The 18,437-nt window shown below is 71.8% G+C and carries 17 protein-coding genes; 6 read left to right on the top strand and 11 right to left on the bottom strand.

Going from position 1 to position 18,437, the window contains the following annotated elements; genetic code table 11:
* Positions 1–105 precede the first annotated feature (105 nt).
* Together LQ326_RS34340 and LQ326_RS34335 are read left to right on the top strand one after the other, a co-directional pair.
* Positions 106–2,460 carry a ribonucleoside-diphosphate reductase subunit alpha gene (locus LQ326_RS34340; RefSeq protein WP_234542975.1) on the top strand — a complete coding sequence of 785 codons (2,355 nt, stop codon included), beginning with the start codon at positions 106–108 and terminating at the stop codon, positions 2,458–2,460.
* The gene (locus LQ326_RS34335) at positions 2,460–3,473 is read left to right on the top strand and encodes a ribonucleotide-diphosphate reductase subunit beta (RefSeq protein ID WP_234542974.1); all 1,014 of its coding nucleotides are present in this window, start codon (positions 2,460–2,462) and stop codon (positions 3,471–3,473) included. Before LQ326_RS34340 ends, LQ326_RS34335 begins: the two co-directional genes overlap by 1 nt.
* On the opposite strand, the gene LQ326_RS34330 is transcribed toward LQ326_RS34335, so the two are convergent.
* Entirely contained in the window at positions 3,386–3,628 is a 243-nt protein-coding gene (locus LQ326_RS34330) for a hypothetical protein (RefSeq protein WP_234542973.1), read from the bottom strand. The two genes, LQ326_RS34335 and LQ326_RS34330, sit on opposite strands and share 88 nt — an antisense overlap.
* 93 nt (positions 3,629–3,721) lie before the next feature.
* Between LQ326_RS34330 and LQ326_RS34325 the strand changes: the two genes are divergently transcribed.
* Positions 3,722–4,687, top strand: coding sequence for a helix-turn-helix domain-containing protein (locus LQ326_RS34325; protein WP_234542972.1), 966 nt, complete (start codon positions 3,722–3,724; stop codon positions 4,685–4,687).
* A 39-nt stretch (positions 4,688–4,726) separates the two neighbouring features.
* Here LQ326_RS34325 and LQ326_RS34320 read toward each other — a convergent pair whose 3' ends face one another.
* From LQ326_RS34320 to LQ326_RS34275, 10 genes are all read right to left on the bottom strand, one after another.
* Entirely contained in the window at positions 4,727–6,106 is a 1,380-nt protein-coding gene (locus LQ326_RS34320; protein ID WP_234542971.1) for a bifunctional albaflavenone monooxygenase/terpene synthase, read from the bottom strand.
* Positions 6,103–7,188 (bottom strand): epi-isozizaene synthase, encoded by a 1,086-nt coding sequence (gene cyc1, locus LQ326_RS34315; RefSeq protein WP_234542970.1) that lies wholly within the window; start codon positions 7,186–7,188, stop codon positions 6,103–6,105. Before cyc1 ends, LQ326_RS34320 begins: the two co-directional genes overlap by 4 nt.
* A 297-nt stretch (positions 7,189–7,485) precedes the next feature.
* On the bottom strand, positions 7,486–8,136 hold the full coding sequence (gene def / locus LQ326_RS34310; protein WP_234542969.1) for a peptide deformylase: 651 nt from the start codon (positions 8,134–8,136) through the stop codon (positions 7,486–7,488).
* A 154-nt stretch (positions 8,137–8,290) separates the two neighbouring features.
* The gene (locus LQ326_RS34305; RefSeq protein WP_234542990.1) at positions 8,291–9,271 is read right to left on the bottom strand and encodes a hypothetical protein; all 981 of its coding nucleotides are present in this window, start codon (positions 9,269–9,271) and stop codon (positions 8,291–8,293) included.
* A 114-nt stretch (positions 9,272–9,385) separates the two neighbouring features.
* Positions 9,386–10,582 (bottom strand): HD-GYP domain-containing protein, encoded by a 1,197-nt coding sequence (locus tag LQ326_RS34300; protein ID WP_234542989.1) that lies wholly within the window; start codon positions 10,580–10,582, stop codon positions 9,386–9,388.
* A gap of 206 nt (positions 10,583–10,788) precedes the next feature.
* On the bottom strand, positions 10,789–12,108 hold the full coding sequence (locus LQ326_RS34295; protein ID WP_234542968.1) for an HD-GYP domain-containing protein: 1,320 nt from the start codon (positions 12,106–12,108) through the stop codon (positions 10,789–10,791).
* A 160-nt stretch (positions 12,109–12,268) separates the two neighbouring features.
* A complete protein-coding gene (gene rsrA, locus LQ326_RS34290) occupies positions 12,269–12,586 on the bottom strand; it encodes a mycothiol system anti-sigma-R factor (RefSeq protein ID WP_181809318.1) in 318 nt (105 codons plus the stop codon).
* Positions 12,583–13,266, bottom strand: a complete 684-nt coding sequence (sigR, locus tag LQ326_RS34285) for an RNA polymerase sigma factor SigR (RefSeq protein WP_234542988.1) — start codon at positions 13,264–13,266, stop codon at positions 12,583–12,585. Before sigR ends, rsrA begins: the two co-directional genes overlap by 4 nt.
* Before the next feature lie 256 nt (positions 13,267–13,522).
* Positions 13,523–14,149 (bottom strand): alpha/beta hydrolase family protein, encoded by a 627-nt coding sequence (locus tag LQ326_RS34280; RefSeq protein WP_234542987.1) that lies wholly within the window; start codon positions 14,147–14,149, stop codon positions 13,523–13,525.
* A 15-nt stretch (positions 14,150–14,164) separates the two neighbouring features.
* Entirely contained in the window at positions 14,165–14,980 is an 816-nt protein-coding gene (locus LQ326_RS34275; RefSeq protein ID WP_234542967.1) for an SOS response-associated peptidase, read from the bottom strand.
* Positions 14,981–15,040: 60 nt separating this feature from the next.
* Here LQ326_RS34275 and LQ326_RS34270 point away from each other — a divergent pair, with 60 nt between their 5' ends.
* The 3 genes from LQ326_RS34270 to rsgA all read left to right on the top strand — a co-directional run bounded on the left by LQ326_RS34270 (position 15,041) and on the right by rsgA (position 18,417).
* Positions 15,041–15,763: a M50 family metallopeptidase gene (locus LQ326_RS34270; protein WP_234542966.1), complete on the top strand. Its 723-nt coding sequence runs from the start codon at positions 15,041–15,043 to the stop codon at positions 15,761–15,763.
* A gap of 278 nt (positions 15,764–16,041) precedes the next feature.
* Positions 16,042–17,394 (top strand): 3-phosphoshikimate 1-carboxyvinyltransferase, encoded by a 1,353-nt coding sequence (gene aroA / locus LQ326_RS34265; protein ID WP_234542965.1) that lies wholly within the window; start codon positions 16,042–16,044, stop codon positions 17,392–17,394.
* Between the two features lie 12 nt (positions 17,395–17,406).
* Entirely contained in the window at positions 17,407–18,417 is a 1,011-nt protein-coding gene (gene rsgA / locus LQ326_RS34260; RefSeq protein WP_234542964.1) for a ribosome small subunit-dependent GTPase A, read from the top strand.
* Positions 18,418–18,437: the final 20 nt, after the last annotated feature.

Genomic DNA, 18,437 nt, shown 5'->3' with positions numbered 1-18,437 from the left:
GTCCGGGCCTCGTGGAGTGGGCCAGGGTCCCGATGCGTGCCCGCGCGCGTTCGTGCTGCCCCCTGCCCTCCGCCAGGCCCCGTGCCGAGCGAGGGAGAGCCCCACGTGACCATCGCGCCAGCCGACCCGGCTTCAGCGACCACCTCCGCGGAAGAGGACGGTCCCGGTACCGCGCTGCTGCGGACCCTGGCCGAGCTGACCGCCGACCTCCCCGACGCCGACCCCGGCCGGGTCGCCGCCGCCGCGTTGCGTGGCCGGTCCGCCCGGGCCGACGACGCGGAGTTGCGCGAGCTGGCCACCGAGGCCGCCGCCGGTCTGATCTCGGAGGACCCCGCCTACTCGCGGCTGGCCGCGCGCCTGCTCACCGTCTCCATCCGCGCCGAGGCCGCCTCGCAGGGCGTGACGTCGTTCACCGAGTCCGTGGCGGTGGGGCATCGGGAGGGGCTCATCGCCGACCGGACCGCCGACTTCGTACGGCTGCACGCCCGGCGTCTGGACACGCTCGTCGACCCCGCCGCCGACGACCGCTTCGGCTACTTCGGCCTGCGCACCCTGCACAGCCGTTACCTGCTGCGGCACCCGATCACCCGCAAGGTCATCGAAACCCCCCAGCACTTCCTGCTCCGCGTCGCCGCCGGCCTCGCCGAGGACGACAGCGCCGGGGCGGCCGACGAAGTCGCCGCGCTCTACGGGCTCATGAGCCGCCTCGACTACCTCCCGTCCTCCCCCACCCTCTTCAACTCCGGCACCCGGCACCCCCAGATGTCGTCCTGCTACCTCCTGGACTCCCCGAAGGACGAGCTGGACTCGATCTACGACCGCTACCACCAGGTGGCCCGGCTCTCGAAGCACGCCGGCGGCATCGGCCTCTCGTACAGCCGCATCCGCTCCCGCGGTTCCCTGATCCGTGGCACCAACGGGCACTCCAACGGCATCGTGCCGTTCCTGAAGACCCTGGACGCCTCGGTCGCCGCCGTGAACCAGGGCGGCCGGCGCAAGGGCGCGGCCGCGGTCTACCTGGAGACCTGGCACTCCGACATCGAGGAGTTCCTGGAGCTGCGCGACAACACCGGTGAGGACGCCCGCCGTACCCACAACCTCAACCTCGCGCACTGGGTCCCGGACGAGTTCATGCGCCGGGTCGACGCCGACCAGCGGTGGTCGCTGTTCTCCCCCGCCGACGTGCCGGAGCTGGTGGACCTGTGGGGCGCGGAGTTCGACGCGGCCTACCGGGCGGCGGAGGAGAAGGGCCTGGCCCGCAAGACCATCCCGGCCCGTGAGCTGTACGGCCGGATGATGCGTACCCTCGCGCAGACCGGCAACGGCTGGATGACCTTCAAGGACGCGGCCAACCGCACCGCGAACCAGACCGCCCTGCCCGGGCACGTCATCCACTCCTCCAACCTCTGCACGGAGATCCTGGAGGTCACGGACGACGGCGAGACGGCGGTCTGCAACCTGGGGTCCGTGAACCTCGGCGCGTTCGTGAGCAACGGGGACATCGACTGGGAACGGCTCGACGACACCGTCCGCACCGCCGTCACCTTCCTCGACCGGGTCGTCGACATCAACTTCTACCCGACCGAGCAGGCGGGCCGGTCCAACGCCAGGTGGCGGCCGGTCGGCCTGGGCGCGATGGGCCTCCAGGACGTCTTCTTCAAGCTGCGCCTGCCCTTCGACTCCCCCGAGGCCAGGGCCCTTTCGACCCGGATCGCCGAGCGGATCATGCTCGCCGCGTACGAGGCCTCCGCCGACCTGGCCGAGCGCGGCGGCCGGCTGCCGGCCTGGGAGAAGACCCGTACCGCGCAGGGCGTACTGCACCCCGACCACTACGGCGTCGAGTTCACCTGGCCGGAGCGCTGGGCGGCGCTGCGCGCCCGGATCGCGGCCACGGGCCTGCGCAACAGCCTCCTTCTCGCCATCGCGCCCACCGCCACCATCGCCTCGATCGCGGGCGTCTACGAGTGCATCGAGCCGCAGGTCTCGAACCTCTTCAAGCGCGAGACGCTGTCCGGTGAGTTCCTCCAGGTCAACTCCTACCTGGTGCAGGACCTCAAGGACCTCGGCGTCTGGGACGCCCGCACCCGCGAGGCGCTGCGCGACGCGGGCGGCTCGGTGCAGGACTTCACCTGGATCCCCGAGAACGTACGGCGCCTCTACCGCACGGCGTGGGAGATCCCGCAGCGCGGCCTGATCGACATGGCCGCGGCCCGCACGCCGTACCTGGACCAGGCCCAGTCCCTGAACCTGTTCCTGGAGACGCCGACCATCGGCAAGCTCTCCTCGATGTACGCGTACGCCTGGAAGTCGGGCCTGAAGACGACGTACTACCTGCGCTCGCGCCCGGCGACCCGGATCGCCCGCGCCGCCCGAGCCACCGTCCCCGTGCAGGCCGCCCCGGACCCCGAGGCCGTCGCCTGCTCCCTGGAAAACCCCGAGTCCTGCGAGGCCTGCCAGTAATGACCAGCCGTAACCAGAACCTTCTCGATCCGGGCTTCGAGCTGACCCTGCGCCCCATGCGCTACCCGGACTTCTACGAGCGCTACCGGGACGCCATCAAGAACACCTGGACCGTGGAGGAGGTCGACCTCCACTCGGACGTCGCCGACCTCGCCAGGCTCAGCCCCGCCGAGCAGCACCTGATCGGCCGGCTGGTCGCGTTCTTCGCGACCGGTGACTCGATCGTCGCGAACAACCTGGTGCTGACGCTGTACAAGCACATCAACTCCCCCGAGGCCCGGCTGTACCTCTCCAGGCAGCTGTTCGAGGAGGCCGTCCACGTCCAGTTCTACCTGACCCTCCTGGACACCTACCTCCCCGACCCGGAGGACCGTACGGCCGCGTTCGCCGCCGTCGAGAACATCCCGTCCATCCGCGAGAAGGCGGAGTTCTGCTTCCGGTGGATGGACTCGGTGGAGAACCTGGACCGCCTGGAGTCCCGGGCCGACCGGCGGCGCTTCCTGCTCAACCTGATCTGCTTCGCCGCGTGCATCGAGGGCCTGTTCTTCTACGGCGCCTTCGCGTACGTCTACTGGTTCCGCAGCCGGGGTCTGCTGCACGGTCTCGCCACCGGCACCAACTGGGTGTTCCGGGACGAGACGATGCACATGAGCTTCGCGTTCGACGTCGTGGACACCGTCCGCAAGGAGGAGCCGGAGCTCTTCGACGACGAGCTGAGGCAGCAGGTCACCGACATGCTGCGGGAGGCCGTCGAGGCGGAGCTGCAGTTCGCCCGGGACCTGTGCGGTGACGGCCTGCCGGGCATGAACACGGACTCGATGCGCCAGTACCTGGAGTGCGTCGCCGACCAGCGGCTCGGCCGCCTGGGCTTCGCCCCGGTGTACGGCTCGGAGAACCCGTTCTCCTTCATGGAGCTGCAGGGCGTTCAGGAGCTGACGAACTTCTTCGAGCGGCGTCCGTCCGCGTACCAGGTGGCGGTGGAGGGCACCGTCGACCTGGACGAGGACTTCTGAGCCTCCCGCTTCCCGCGGTCCTCATGGGCCTGCCTGATCTGCCGGTCGATGCGGCGGTCGCGCAGGATGCCGAGCACGGACGGCAGGGCCATGAGGACCAGGATGCCGAGGACCAGGACCATTCCGATGAGACCTTCGATCTGGTGTGCGTTCATGGACACCACTGTGGCGCTCCGCACTCCTTACCGTGAGTGGCAGCACTGCCACACACCCTCGAATTGCTGCCAGTCGCGAGGCACACTGGCAGCATGCTGAGGAACGTGGCGACAGTGCTTCTCGACGGCTTGCACCCCTTCGAGCTCGGGGTGGTCTGCGAGGTCTTCGGCCTCGACCGCTCCGACGAGGGGCTGCCGGTGTACGACTTCGCGGTGGTTTCGGCGGAGGGGCCGGCGCTCGGCACCCACGTGCCCGGTCTCACCGTGTCCACGCCGTACGGTCTCGACCGGCTCGAGGAGGCCGATCTGATCGCGGTGCCGGCCGCGGACGCCAATGTCACCCGGGACTACCCGCCCGAGCTGCTCGACGCGCTGCGCCGGGCGGTGGACCGGGGGGCCAGGGTGCTCAGCGTCTGCTCCGGTGTCTTCGTGCTCGGCGCGGCCGGGCTGCTGGACGGGCGCCGGTGCGCCGTGCACTGGCGGCACGCGGAGCTGCTGGCCCGCCGCTACCCGCGCACCCGGGTCGAGCCGGACGTGCTGTACGTCGACGAGGACCCGGTGATCACCTCGGCGGGCACCTCGGCCGGCATCGACGCCTGTCTGCACATCGTGCGCAAGGAGCAGGGCCCGGAGGTCGCCAGGAAGATCGCCCGGCGGATGGTGGTGCCCCCGCACCGGGACGGCGGCCAGGCCCAGTACATCGAGCGTCCGCTGCCCGAGGCCCCCTGCGACACGGTCGGCGAGGTGCTGGCCTGGATGACGGAGCACCTCGACGAGGAGGTCACCGTCGAACAGCTGGCCGCCCGCGCCCTGATGGCCCCGCGCACCTTCGCCCGTCGCTTCCAGCAGGAGACCGGCACCACGCCGTACCGCTGGATCCTGCGGCAACGGGTGCTGCTGGCACAGGAGTTGCTGGAGGGGACGGACGAGACGATGGACGCCATCGCGGGCCGCACCGGCTTCGGGACGGCGGCCGCGCTGCGGCACCAGTTCGTGAGGGCGCTGGGTACCACGCCGAACGCCTACCGGCGCGCGTTCCGGGGCCCTCAGGCCGCCTGAGCGCGCGCCGGTATCAGGCGTGACCTGCCGGCCGGCAGGTCACCAGGGCACGGGCGCGAGCAGCAGCCGGTGCGGGCGCAGCGTGATGCCCACCCGGGTGGTGTCGTCCGACCCCGCGACCTGTTCGAAGCGGTACCTGGCGCACAGGGCAGCCGTGATCAGGCTGAGCTGGGCCATGGAGAAGTGGTCACTGGGGCACTTGCGGTTGCCGACGCTGAAGGGGCTCATGGCGTACTTGGGCACCTCCCCCGCCCGCTCCGGCAGCCAGCGGCCGGGGTCGAAGTCGAGGTGCCCGGCGTACGAGTGCGGGTCGCGCTGGATGGCGTAGGGGCTGTAGACGATGTCGGCCCCGGCCGGAATGCGATAGCCGCCGAGCTCGGTGTCGGCCTTGGCCCGCCGCGTCAATATCCATACGGCCGGCCGCAAACGCATCGCCTCGACGACGACATTGTTGGTGTGGGCGAGCCGCCGGACGTGTTCAAAACCAACCGGTCGACCGCCCGTTACGGATTCGACCTCGGTCCGTACCTTCTCGGCGTGTTCCGGGTGTTCGGCGAGGACCTGGAGCAGCCACATGATCGTGGAGGCGACCGTTTCGCTGCCCGGGGTGAGTATCGCGACCACCTGGTCGTGGATCTCCTGTTCCCCGATGGGGTCGCCATTCTCGTCCGTCGCGTCGAGCAATGCCGTCAGCAAATCGTCCGGCTTTTGACCGGATGCCCGGCGCTCGGCGACGATCTCGTCGACGAGGAGATGCAGATCGGCCAGCGCCCGGTTGAATTCGCGGTTGGCCGGCAACGGCAGCCGGTACAGCGGGCCGAGTGGTACGACCATCCGCCGGTACATACCGCGGAAGACGCTCGAGAGGTCGACGCTGAGCCGCTCCGCGCGCTCGTCCATGTACTCGCCGCGCAGCAGGCAGCGGGCGGCGATGCGGACCGCCACCCGGAAGGACTCCGAGGTGCAGTCGACGGTGGAGCCGGGCCGCCAGCGCTCGGTCAGCGCATGCGCCTCCTCCTCCATGACCGGCCCGTAACCGGGGATCGCGGAGAGGTTGAACGCGGGCTGGATGGTGCGGCGCTGGCGCCGGTGGCGGGGGCCGTTGGCGGTGGCGACGCCCTCCTTGCCGAGCAGACCCTCCAGGGACTCCCACAGCGGGCCGGCGATGACGAAGTCCGGGCTCAGGGCGAGGGCGCCGGTGAGTTCCGGGGTGGTGACGGCGTACACCTCCTTGGGACCGAGCCTGAGGCGCACCATGTCGCCGTGGGCGCGCAGCCGGGACATGAAGGCCAGCGGGTCGCGGGCCAGCCGCCAGCCGTGCCCGAGGAGCGGCACCCTGCCGCCGGCCAGGGGCGGTTCGCGCAGTTCACCGCGTTCGGAGGCCTCGGCGGTCGCGGGTTTCACGGACTCGACGGTCATTTCTCACCTGCCGCTTCGTTGTTGACGTACGGGGGCGTGGACCGGTCGTCCCAGCTGTCGACCATGTAACGGCCGGATTCGTGGTGGAACCAGTAGACGGAACTGAACCAGTGCCGCATATTGCCGACGCAGGCCGTGACGGCGGTGCCGATTTCCTTTCCGCGCACGGTGCCGTCGTCGAGCCGGTCGGCGAACCGCAGCGCGGCCCGCTCGGCGACCAGGAATTCACGAATGCATTCCTCGACGCGTCGCCTGACTTCCACGACCGCCTGTTCCAGGCTCATTCCCTCGTGGGTGACGAGACTGATTCCGAGATTGTGCACCTCGTCGCCCGCTAATTCCTTCGGCAGCGAGCAGAGGTCGTTGTACCAGGCGGCGAATTCCTGGCTGAGCAGTGCCGGCCGGCGATACGCCGGGTTTTTCCGTACGGCGTCCGGGAGTTCGGTCCCGGCGCTCGGCTCCAGCAGGTCCGTCCATATCCAGTGGGCGAAGGTGAGCCGCCGCAGGGCCAGGTACTCCTCCACCCCGGGGACGTATCCCGAGGTGCGGTTGCGGAACTCGCGGTCGTACGCCTCGATCACCGCGTGGAAGTGCCGGGCGAAGCGCTGGTTCCAGGTCGGCGGCAGGAACGAGTACAGCCGGGCGACACTGTCCGCGAACCCCGCGACCAGAGTGTCCGGGTGGTGCAGATGGTGCAGGGGTGCGTCGAGGGCGGCGTGCAGTCGGAACCGCAGCCGCCGCCAGTCGGCCGGCCTGCGGTGCACGACGTCCCGGTCGTGGCGGTCGTCCCAGACGAAGAACCAGGCGCTGTAGTCGCATATCGCCTGGATGACCTCGTCGGACGCGCCCAGGTAGTACCCCGCCATGAGGTCCGTGTAGCAAAGGCCATCGGCATATTCCTGCACCTTGTCCGCCGTCATCAGCCGCTTTTCCAGGAGCCAGAGGCGGGTCTTCTCCTGTAGCTGCGGCCAATACGGGTGCAGTTGCCGGGGGAACTCGGCCTCGATCACCGGGAGGGCGAGTTGCGGTGGAACCGCGACCGCCGTCGGCGCCGATGCGGTGCTGTGTGAGAAAGCGTGCACGAACAAACCCCTCTCAGCCGAGCCAGGTGCGCACACCCCTCCCGCTGTGCCGGGCGTGCGCCGTTGCGTATCCCCGCAGCCCCCATTCAGCACCACAACTGACCGGTCTGGGAACGGATTTGCTTCACTCACTACCCCCCAGCGCCGAGAATTTCCCCTTGTGTGACTGATCAGGGATCGCGGGCGATGCACAAAGGATCGAATGTACGACGTACAGACGAGCGAATGCGACCCGAACATGACGAACGCCTGGTCGGAACATGGCCCGACCAGGCGTCACAACTGTCCTTCTGCGTCTCAGTCGTTGGCGACCACGGGATAGCGTGGCTCGTTCTCCGCCATCTGCCGCAGCGCGTCCTTGCGCTCGCGCTTGGAGAGCCGGTCGATGTACAGGTAGCCGTACAGGTGGTCGGTCTCGTGCTGCAGACACCGGGCGAAGTAGCCCGTGCCGCGCACCTTGATCGGGTTGCCCTTCTCGTCCTGCCCGGTGACCTCGGCGTAGTCGGGGCGGGCGAGCGGAGCGTAGGCGGTGGGCACCGACAGGCACCCCTCGTTGCTGTCGTCAAGCCGCCGCTTGTCGGCGGGCAGATCGACGAGCTTCGGGTTGCACACCACGCCCACGTGCCGGACGCCCGCGTCGTCCTGGCAGTCGTAGACGAAGACCTTCAGGTCGACGCCGATCTGGTTGGCGGCCAGCCCGACGCCCTCGGCGGTCCGCTGGCTGGCGAACATGTCCGCGACGAGCTGGTCCAGTTCCGCACCGAACTCGGTGACGTCCTTGCACTCCTTGTGCAGCACCGGGTTCCCGACGACGGTGATGGGCCGCGCGGTCCCCCGCTCACGCCAGGCGTTCTCGCGCTCCTCGGTCCCCTCGGTGTCGACGACGAATCCCTCGTCGTCCACGGGGAGCACGCCCGCGTGCTGCTGATCGGTGTCCTGCTGGGCCATGACGGCGGTAAGCCTTCCTAGGTAAAACGGGGGTGATGTTGCTGATACAGGGTACGTGGACGCACCCCGTCAGGGGCGCGGGACCGTATCCGATATGCGGCTGCCGCCGCGTGGGCGCGACCGGCCGCCACACGGCCACACCCGAAACGCGGCCTCAGCACACCTCTTCCAAGTCCCGCCAATCCCTCGAATCAGGGCTGTCCGCAACCCACCCGTCCAGCAGCCCCCTCACCAGCGAGGCCGGCGCAGCCACCCCGCACTCCCGCTCCGGCACCCACAACTGCCCGTCGGTCCGGTGCCCCAGCGGCCCCGGATGCCCCGGCTCACTGTGGTCGTGGGGATCGAGGTGCACCCCGTCCCCCTCGTCCGACGGCATCCGCGACTCGGAGCACATCCGGCACAGCAACCGCACGGAGGAGGACCAGTCCTCCGCCGCGAACCCGGCGTCCCCCGCCAGCTGCTCCAGTGCGTCCCGGTCCGCCTCCGTCGCCGCCTCCAGCAGCACCACCCAGGTCGGCACCGGCGACGGCGCCCACAGCTCGATCTCGTCGAAGACGGGGTACGCGTGCCCGGTCGCCGTCGTCCGCTCGCCGTGCGGCACCCCGTCGTGGAGGACGACCTCACCCCAGCGCCGCCCGGACGAGGGAAGCGGAATGGACTGCACCTCGATACGGGCGGGGTCCAGCCGCCGCCCCCACACCACCTCCGCCTCCCCCTCCGGGGACAGCCGTACGGCGGCACTGCCGAGGTCCATGCCGTCCGGCTCGCCGGACACGGTGCTGCCCCCGGGCACCCGCAACCCGTACGCCTGCCAGGCCCGCCGGGCCAGCGGCCAGTCCTGCAGCGCGGTCGCGGCGATGCCCACGTTCCACCAGTCGGGCGCCCCCGCCTCCCGGTCCAGCAGGGCCACCGCCCGCAGCCCGGCGGCACGGGCCTGCTCCCAGTCGTGCCGGAACTTGTGCAGCAGGGCGAGGTTGAACCAGGACTCCGACAGCCAGGGTTCCAGGTCGGCGGCGCGCGTCAGCAGCTCGCCCGCGTCCTCGTACCGGCCGTCACCGATCAACGTGAACGCGCGGTCGGTGGCCTGCCGCCAGGAGGCGGAGGGCCGGTGCCGTCCCTTGCCGAAGATCCTCACGATTCCCGCCTGCCAGTTCCAGTTCCGCACAGTGGGCTGGCTTGTGCCCCCGGACATCACCCTCTCCCTCGCATCCAACCACGTACGACGTGAGGGCCGCTCATTACCCATGGGTTACCCAGCCGCGCGCAAGGTCAGACAGTCTCTGCAGAGCACGCGGGCCAGTGACTCCACGACCTCGGGAGCGTAGTCCCCGGCGGTGGCCAGGCGTAACTCCTCCAGCGCTGTCAGCGGCCCGCCGGGTCCGGAGTCCCGGGCCTTCTCCTCGTACGCGTTGACGGCCCGCACGATCCGCGCGGCGACCGGCTGCTCCCGGTACGGGTCGGCCTGCCGCTCCACGACGACGGCGACCGCCGCGTCCACGCCGGTCTGCCGTACGACGGCCCCGCCGAGCAGCGCGATCCGCCGCTGCTCGGCCGCCGGCAGCCCGGCGGTGGCTCCGGCGGGCACCGGGTCGACGAGACTGAGCTGGCCGATGTCGTGCATCAGCGCCGCGTACTCCAGCACGGTGAGCTCGGCTTGGGACAGCCCCAGGTCCCGCCCGACGGCCTGGCTGAGGGTGGCCACCCGGCGGGCGTGCCCGGCCGGGGTGTACCCCGCTGTCTCGGTGGCACGGGCCAGGGAGGCGATGGTCTGCCGGTAGGTGGCCCGGACGGCCGCGTACCGGCGCAGGGACAGCTGGGTCAGGAGCAGCGGCAGGCAGAAGACGGGCAGCGCCCACAGGCCCGCGACGCCGACGGCCAGCGCCATCACCGCGCCGGTGGCGCAGACGGCCGACCCGATGCCGAGCAGCCCGCGCAGCTCGTCCCGGAGCAGCGGCCCGAACGGCCACCGGGTGCGGAAGTGGGCCTGCGCGGCGGCGAGCACGGCGTCGCACAGCGCGGTGAGCACGAGCAGCGCGACGAGCAGCAGCGCGTACGCCGGTCCGCCCCACCGCTCCAGCACCCCCCTGCTGTAGAGGGGTTGGAAACAGACGGCGGCGAAGCCGACGGTGAGGACGCGGCGGGCGAGGTGGTCCAGGGTGGGCCGCCGCCCGGCGGCTATGTGCGGGACGTTCCCGAGCAGCGCGGCCGCGCAGACGACGGTGACGACCTGGAGGACGCCGTCGTGCGTGGCGGCCCCGGCATCGGCGCCGAGCAGGGCGTAGGCGAGGGCGCCGACGGCGCCGAGCGGGGCGGCCTCGCGTACCTCGGCGCCGGTCCACCGGGCCCACTCCCCGACGGCGACGAGGACACCGAAGGCGAGCGCGGCACCGCGGTTGTCGAGGCCTTCGCAGAGGGTGCCGGCGAAGCAGCCGAGGGCGAGGAGCAGCGCGGCGAGCCGGAGGCACCCGAGCGCGGCGGGACGGCGGGGCCGGGAGCCCGGACCCGGACCGCCGGCATCGGGGCCCGCCCGGAACCCGGCCGCCGGACCGGCCCCGGACGACGCACCCGCGCTGTCATGCGCCGGCCCGGTGCTGTCCGACGGCCCGCCGGCGCCGGCCTGTGGTCCGGGCGGGCGCGCCGGGTCGCCGGGGGTCACGGGGCGCCTCGTCCGGCGCCCGCGCGGTCACCTCGCGGCCGGCCGGTGACCGGTGCGCCGGCCGCCGGGACGTCGGCGGTGACCGCGGGGTGCCAGCCGTGCCTGGCCAGCGCTCGCGCCAGGGCGTCGACGATCCCCGCGTCGAAGTGCCGCCCCGCGCACCGTCGTAGCTCCGCCACCGCGGCGGCCACCGGGCGGGCCCGGCTGTAGGAGCGCGTCGACGTCATCGCGTCGAACGCGTCGGCGACGGCCACCACGCGGGCGGATTCCGGGATCTGGCTGCCCGCCAGCCCGTAGGGGTAGCCGCTGCCGTCGATGCGCTCGTGGTGGTGGAGGATCGCCGCGCGGGCCTCCCCGAGGAAGGAGATCCCGCGCACCATCTCATGGCCGTACTCGGGGTGGAGTTCGATGATGCGCCGCTCTTCCGGCGTCAGCGGGCCGTTCTTGCGGAGCAGCCGGGTGGGGACGCCCAGCTTTCCCACGTCGTGGAGGATGCCGGCGAAGCGGAGCATCTCCACCCGGTCGTCGTCCATGCCCAGCTCGCGCGCGATCATCACGGAGGCCTGTCCGACCCGTTCGCTGTGCCCGCGGGTGTATCCGTCCTTGATGTCGACGGCCTGGACCAACGCGCGGATGGTGGCCTGGTGGGCGGCGCGCTCCCGGTGGTACTGGGCGAACATCCACCAGGACACGCACATCGGCAGCAGGACGAGCAGCGCGGCGACAGGACCGTAGGGGCTGCGCCAGAGCACGGCCATCATCAGTCCGGCCAGTCCGTGCACCCCGACGGGTGCGAGGGAGCGGGACAGCAGACCGCGCCAGGCCCGGCGTGCCGGCACCCTCTCCGCCACCGCGAGGATCCCGCCGTCCAGCAGCGCGAGAACGGCCGAGAAGGCCAGCACGGCCGCGGCGCAGGGCAGCAACGCGTACGGGAAGTCGGAGTCCACCACCGCGTCCCGGCCGCCCAGTGCCCAGTGCACCCGCCCCGCGCTCCACACGGCGAGCGCCAGCTCGGCGGCCCGCCAGGTCCGGCGCAGCGCCTGCGGCCGTTGCCCGGTGGGCGCGAGCAGCGCTCCCGGCAGCGGTACGAGCGCCGCGGCCGGGGGCGGCAGCAGGAAGGCACCGGCGAGCAGCACCGGGTAGAAAGTGCCGCCCAGGCGGCGCCGTACGGCGTGCTCGCAGGCCGCGTACAGCGCGGCGAGCAGGGCGATCGCCCACCAGGGCGCCCGTACGTGGGGCAGCGGCAGCAGACAGAGCAGCGCGGCGAGGGCGACGCAGGTCACGTACGCGCGTACCCGTGCCGGAACCGCCTCCATCTCGCCCCTCCCCCGACCACGGCTGTCCAGGCTCCGGAGCCTAGGGCTGGAGCCGGCGGGTCCGGGAGCTCATGACCGGAGGATTAGCACGTTCGGGTGATGGGACACCGCGGCGGGAACGGCTCGGCGGCGTTCTGTGGTGCTGGTGGTGCTGCCGCGGTCAGCTCTCCGGCGTGACCGGGGCGGCCTGGGGGGCCGCGACGTCGTGGTCCGGGACGGCCTGGCCGGAGCGGATCAGGTCCAGCCGCCCCAGCACCTTGGCCCGCAGGTCGGTGGGCACGTCGTCATGCCCGCAGCACCGCTTGACCAGCTTCTTCACGGCCTGCTCCAGCCCGTACTTCTCCAGGCAGGGGGAGCACTCGTCGAAGTGCTGCCTGAACTTGACGCGATCGACGTCCGGCATCTCACTGTCGAGGAACTCGTACAGATGATCGAGTACCTCACTGCAGTCCGTCTCGTGCGGCTCTCCGCAGCTCATGAGCCCGAGCCTTTCGCTTCGTTCGACTCTCCGGCACCGGCCGGGACGAGCCCGCGCTCGCGCGCGTAGTCCTCCAGCATGCCGCGCAGTTGACGGCGGCCCCGGTGCAGCCGGGACATGACCGTACCGATGGGTGTCCCCATGATGTCCGCGATCTCCTTGTACGCAAAGCCCTCTACGTCTGCGAGGTAGACGGCGATGCGGAATTCCTCGGGGATCGCCTGCAGCGCTTCCTTGACGTCCGAGTCGGGCAGGTGGTCGAGCGCCTGCGACTCCGCGGAGCGCAAGCCCGTCGACGTGTGCGACTCGGCCCGGGCGAGCTGCCAGTCCTCGATCTCCTCGGCCGCGGAGCGCTGGGGTTCGCGCTGCTTCTTGCGGTACGAGTTGATGAAGGTGTTCGTGAGAATGCGGTACAGCCACGCCTTGAGGTTGGTGCCCTCACGGAACTGGTGGAAGGACGCGTACGCCTTGGCGTAGGTCTCCTGCACCAGGTCCTCGGCGTCGGCCGGGTTCCGCGTCATGCGCAGCGCGGCCGAATACATCTGGTCGAGGAATTCGAGCGCGTCGCGTTCGAAGCGCGCGGTGCGCTCCGTGGTCGACTCCGCGCTGACGCCCTGGCCCTCGGGCAGCTCCGCCTGGCCGTTGTCGGCCCCTGCGTCGGTACCGGTGACCGGACCCACCTCCTCAAGATTTCGGGCGGGACCAAAACCGATCCCACTCGTCTCGGAGGATAGAACACGACCCGTACCTGCCGCCGCTCGAATAGGCGCGGTCTTGGCCGCCTGCAGCACCGTCCAGTCCAGCTCAGGGCTGCGCTCACGGCCCGGGCAGATGGTCGAACCCATGCGGCGGACTTCCTCTCCTTCGGCGTCGGCGCTGGTTCCCCAGCACTTCTGTCCGCCTCAACAGTGGTCCGTCACGCAACATTCCCGGGCGTCACCCGAGTGCCGCGGTCCACGCGACGACCGCGTCCGTGATGATGGTCACTGCCTGCTCCGGTCGGGTCTCCGCCCGTTTGGACACCCCGAAACCATGATCCGCGCCCGGCACCCCGACGAGTTCGTACGCCCCGTCCGGGAACTCGTCCGGCTTCCCGAACGGGTCGTTGCCGCCCTGTACGACGAGCGTGGGCACCCCGGCCCCGAGCAGTTCCCCGGCCCGCGACTTCTCCGGCCGCCCCGGCGGGTGCAGCGGGAAGCTCAGGGCGAGGACGGCGGCCGCGCCCAGTTCCGTCGCCGTACGGCAGGCGACCCGGGCGCCGGCGCTGCGCCCGCCCGACACCACCGGCAGTCCCGGCGCGGCGAGCGCGGGCCACACCCCGCGCCAGCCGGCGTCGAGCGTCTTCGGCGCGGGCGCCATCTTCTTCCCGGCGACCCGCCAGGGCTGCTCGACGAGCGCCACGGTCACGCCGTGGCCGGGCAGGACCGCGGCGACCGCCTGCAGATCCCGCGCCTCGATGCCCCCGCCCGCCCCGTGGCCGAGTGCCAGCACCAGCCGCGCCCGCTCCGACTCGTACCAGGTGACGCGGGCGTCCCCCGCCTCCGTACCGACGATCTTCGACATAGTCACGCCAGCAGGCTAGAAGAGTGTGCCCTCCTCGGGCCCCTCCAGCTCCTTCAGCAGCTCCGGGCCGTTGTTGCGGACGTTGCTGACCGCCGTGGAGACCGGGTAGGCCCGCATCAGGCCCTGCGGCGGCGGCGCGAGCAGCGGACGCAGGTCCTCGACGTCCGTCCGGGCCGGGTCGAGCCAGGCGTCCCAGCGGTCGGGCGTCAGCATCAGCGGCATCCGGGGATGGATGTCCGCGAGCGTGTACGGCCCCTCGGCGGGCGCCACCGCCAGCGGCGAGGTCTCCGCCTCGGTCGTGATCACCGAGCACGTCGCCCACCAGGCCAGCGGGTGCTCGTCGGGCAGCGTGCGGTCCCGCCAGAACTCGTACAGCCCGGCCATCGCGAACACCGAGCCGTCGGCGGGCAGCACGAAGTACGGCTGCTTGCGCGGCCGCTTCCGCTTCCCCTCGACCTCCAGGTCCCGCTCCTGCTTCGCCGTGACCCACTCGTAGTAGCCGTCGGCGGGCACGATGCAGCGGCGGGCGGCGAAGGCGCGGCGGTACGACGGCTTCTCGTGCACGGTCTCGGCCCGCGCGTTGATCATCCGGGCGCCGCCCTCGGGCGACTTGGCCCACGACGGCACCAGCCCCCACTTCAGCCTGCGCAGCTGGCGAACCGGACGGCGGTCGTCGGCGTCTTTCAACGGACGGTCGAGGACGGCGTAGACCTCCTTGGTCGGAGCCACGTTGTAGTCGGGCTCCAGGGTCTCCTCGGGCTCCCACTTGTCCACTTCAAAGGTTGCCGCGAGATCCTCGGGTCCACGACTGGATGCATACCGTCCGCACATACGTGCAACACTGCCAGGCCCACCCGTCACCCGGCCACCAGAGGGAGTAACCGCCGCACCATGGACAGCACCGCCGCTCTCGCGCTGCCCGACCTCTGGGACCGCCTGACGGGCACCCAGTCCGACCCCGATCTGTGGGTGGTGCTCGCGACCCTGGTCGCCGCGCTCGCCGTGGTCGTCCCGCACAACCTGTGGCGGATATCCCGCAACGCCATCACGATCGCCCACGAGGGCGGCCACGGCCTGATCGCCCTGTTCTCCGGCCGGCAGCTCACCGGCATCCGGCTGCACTCCGACACCAGCGGCCTCACCCTCAGCCGGGGCAAGCCGCACGGCATCGGCATGATCCTCACGGCCGCGGCCGGCTACACGGCTCCCCCGCTGCTCGGCCTCGGCGGCGCGGCCCTGCTCGGCGCCGGCCGCATCACCCTTCTGCTCTGGCTCGCCACCGCTCTGCTCGTCGTGATGCTGGTGATGATCCGCAACGCCTACGGCGTCCTGACCGTGTTCCTGACCGGCGGCACCTTCCTGCTGGTGTCCTGGCTGGCCGGACCCCAGGTGCAGGCGGCGTTCGCGTACGCGGTGGTGTGGTTCCTCCTCCTCGGCGGAGTCCGCCCGGCATTCGAACTGCAGGCCAAGCGCTCCCGAGGCGGCGCCGGCGACTCGGACGCGGACCAGCTGGCCCGGCTGACCCATCTCCCGGCGGGCGTATGGCTGTTCCTGTTCCACACGGTGTCGCTGTGCTCGCTGATCGGCGGGGGACGCTGGCTGCTGGGGATGTGAACGGCACCTCGCAGCCGGCGGCAGCACAGCCGGCCTGAAGGGGCGCGTGCGGCTCTCCGGCACCGGCGCGGCCCGCACCTCACAGCCGACAGCACGACAGGCAACCTGAGGGGCGCGGGACCGTGTCACCGTGCGGCTCCGCCGCGCGGGCGCGACAGGCCCCCACCGCGCCGCACCCGGCCGGCGCTCCCGGCAGACCCCCACCGCGCCGCGCCCGGCCGACTCTCCCCGGGCCACCGCCGCCGCCCCTCGTTGCCGCCGCGCACTAAAGTGAGCCCATGGCCGCAAACCCCACCGCACCAACCGCCCTCTGGCCCGCCCCCCACGCGCGCGGAGCCGTCGACGCGACGGTTCACGTGCCCGGGTCCAAGTCGGTCACCAACCGCGCCCTCGTCCTCGCCGCCCTCGCCTCCGAGCCCGGCTGGCTGCGCCGCCCCCTCCGCTCCCGCGACACCCTGCTGATGGCCGACGCCCTGCGCGCGATGGGCGTCGGCATCGACGAGACGGTGTCTTCCAGCTCCTCCGTCGCGGGCGGCCCCGACGGCTCCGGCGAGGCCTGGCGGGTGCTCCCCGCAGGCCTCCGCGGCCCCGCCACCGTAGACGTCGGCAACGCCGGCACGGTGATGCGCTTCCTCCCTCCCGTCGCCACCCTCGCCGAGGGCGACATCCGCTTCGACGGCGACCCCCGTTCGTACGAACGCCCCCTGCACGGCGTGATCGACGCCCTGCGCGCCCTCGGCGCCCGCATCGACGACGACGGCCGCGGCGCGCTCCCCCTCACCGTCCACGGCAGCGGCGCCCTGGACGGCGGGCCGGTCTCGATCGACGCCTCGTCCTCCTCCCAGTTCGTGTCGGCCCTCCTCCTCTCCGGCCCGCGCTTCAACCAGGGCGTGGAGGTCCGTCACGTCGGCGCGTCCCTCCCCTCGCTCCCGCACATCCGGATGACCGTCGACATGCTGCGCGCGGTCGGCGCCCAGGTGGACACCCCCGAGTCGGGCGGCGAACCGAACGTCTGGCGGGTCACGCCCGGCGCCCTGCTGGGCCGCGACCTGACCATCGAGCCGGACCTGTCGAACGCCCAGCCCTTCCTCGCCGCCGCCCTGGTCACGGGCGGCCGGGTCGTGGTCCCCGGCTGGCCGCACCGGACGACCCAGCCGGGTGACCGGCTGCGCGAGATCTTCACCGAGATGGGCGGTTCCTGCGAACTGACCGAGTACGGCCTGGAGTTCACCGGCTCGGGCCGCATCCACGGCATCGATGTCGACCTGGGTGACGTCGGCGAGCTGACGCCGGGCGTCGCGGCGGTCGCCGCCCTCGCGGACACTCCCTCCACCCTGCGCGGGGTCGGCCACCTGCGGATGCACGAGACGGACCGGCTCGCCGCGCTCACCAAGGAGATCAACGAGCTCGGCGGTGACGTCACCGAGACCGCCGACGGCCTGCGCATCCGCCCGCGCCCGCTGCACGGCGGCGTCTTCCACACCTACGAGGACCACCGCATGGCGACGGCCGGTGCGATCATCGGCCTGGCCGTGGCCGACGTGCAGATCGAGAACGTGGCGACGACGGCGAAGACCATGCCGGACTTCCCCGACCTGTGGACCGGGATGCTCGGGAGCGACGGGGCCTAGGGGCGTACGACCATGCGCCGCTACGGCAAGCACACCGACGAGGACGACATCCGCGCCCGCCCGAACCGCAAGGGCAACCGGCCGCGGACCAGCATCCGCCCGAAGCACGAGGACGCGGCCGAGGGGATGGTCCTCACCGTCGACCGCGGCCGGCTGACCTGTCTGGTCGAGGACCGCACGATTCTGGCGATGAAGGCCCGCGAGCTGGGCCGCAAGGCGGCGGTGGTCGGCGACCGGGTGGCCCTGGTCGGTGATCTGTCCGGCAAGAAGGACACCCTCGCCCGGATCGTGCGCATCGAGGAGCGGGCGTCCGTACTCCGCCGCACCGCCGATGACGACGACCCGTTCGAGCGGGTGGTCGTGGCCAACGCGGACCAGCTGGCGATCGTCACCGCCCTGGCCGACCCGGAGCCCCGCCCCCGCCTGATCGACCGCTGCCTGGTCGCGGCCTACGACGGCGGACTCACCCCCCTGCTGGTCATGACCAAGTCGGACCTGGCCCCGCCGGACAAGCTCCTGGAGCTGTACGGCGACCTGGACATCCCGTACGTGGTCACGAGCCGCGACGAGCTGGCGGCGGGGGAAGCGGCCCGCCGGGTCCAGGACCACCTCGACGGCAAGATCACGGCGTTCGTCGGCCACTCGGGCGTCGGCAAGACCACGCTGGTGAACGCGCTGGTCCCCGAGGACCGCCGCCGTTCGACCGGCCACGTCAACGCGGTGACCGGCCGCGGCCGCCACACCACGACCTCGGCCCTGGCCCTCCCCCTCGCCGGCGACGGGGGCTGGGTCGTCGACACCCCGGGCGTCCGCTCCTTCGGCCTGGCCCACATCGACCCGTCCCGCGTGATCCACGCGTTCCCCGAGCTGGAGCTCGGCACGGTGAACTGCCCGCGCGCGTGCAGCCACGACGAGCCGGACTGCGCGCTGGACGAGTGGGTCGCCGAGGGACACGCGGACCCGGCCCGCCTCTACTCGCTGCGCCGGCTGCTGGCGACGCGGGAGCGCAAGGAGGGCGACTGACCACGGGGGTGTTTGTCAGT

This window comes from Streptomyces shenzhenensis (genome assembly GCF_021462265.1).
Lineage (GTDB): Bacteria > Actinomycetota > Actinomycetes > Streptomycetales > Streptomycetaceae > Streptomyces > Streptomyces shenzhenensis.
The sequence above is the reverse complement of the archived record's forward strand: the minus strand, read 5'-3'. Positions and strand labels throughout refer to the sequence as shown.

Excerpts from the sequence above, each read along its gene's own strand:
- def (WP_234542969.1), bottom strand. The coding sequence starts at position 8,136 with ATGGCCCAGCAGGACACCGATCAGCAGCACGCGGGCGTGCTCCCCGTG.
- LQ326_RS34330 (WP_234542973.1), bottom strand. The coding sequence starts at position 3,628 with ATGAACGCACACCAGATCGAAGGTCTCATCGGAATGGTCCTGGTCCTC.
- LQ326_RS34325 (WP_234542972.1), top strand. The coding sequence starts at position 3,722 with ATGCTGAGGAACGTGGCGACAGTGCTTCTCGACGGCTTGCACCCCTTC.
- rsrA (WP_181809318.1), bottom strand. The coding sequence starts at position 12,586 with ATGAGCTGCGGAGAGCCGCACGAGACGGACTGCAGTGAGGTACTCGAT.
- LQ326_RS34275 (WP_234542967.1), bottom strand. The coding sequence starts at position 14,980 with ATGTGCGGACGGTATGCATCCAGTCGTGGACCCGAGGATCTCGCGGCA.
- aroA (WP_234542965.1), top strand. The coding sequence starts at position 16,042 with ATGGCCGCAAACCCCACCGCACCAACCGCCCTCTGGCCCGCCCCCCAC.
- LQ326_RS34280 (WP_234542987.1), bottom strand. The coding sequence starts at position 14,149 with ATGTCGAAGATCGTCGGTACGGAGGCGGGGGACGCCCGCGTCACCTGG.
- LQ326_RS34335 (WP_234542974.1), top strand. The coding sequence starts at position 2,460 with ATGACCAGCCGTAACCAGAACCTTCTCGATCCGGGCTTCGAGCTGACC.
- LQ326_RS34320 (WP_234542971.1), bottom strand. The coding sequence starts at position 6,106 with ATGACCGTCGAGTCCGTGAAACCCGCGACCGCCGAGGCCTCCGAACGC.
- rsgA (WP_234542964.1), top strand. The coding sequence starts at position 17,407 with ATGCGCCGCTACGGCAAGCACACCGACGAGGACGACATCCGCGCCCGC.
- LQ326_RS34270 (WP_234542966.1), top strand. The coding sequence starts at position 15,041 with ATGGACAGCACCGCCGCTCTCGCGCTGCCCGACCTCTGGGACCGCCTG.
- LQ326_RS34295 (WP_234542968.1), bottom strand. The coding sequence starts at position 12,108 with ATGGAGGCGGTTCCGGCACGGGTACGCGCGTACGTGACCTGCGTCGCC.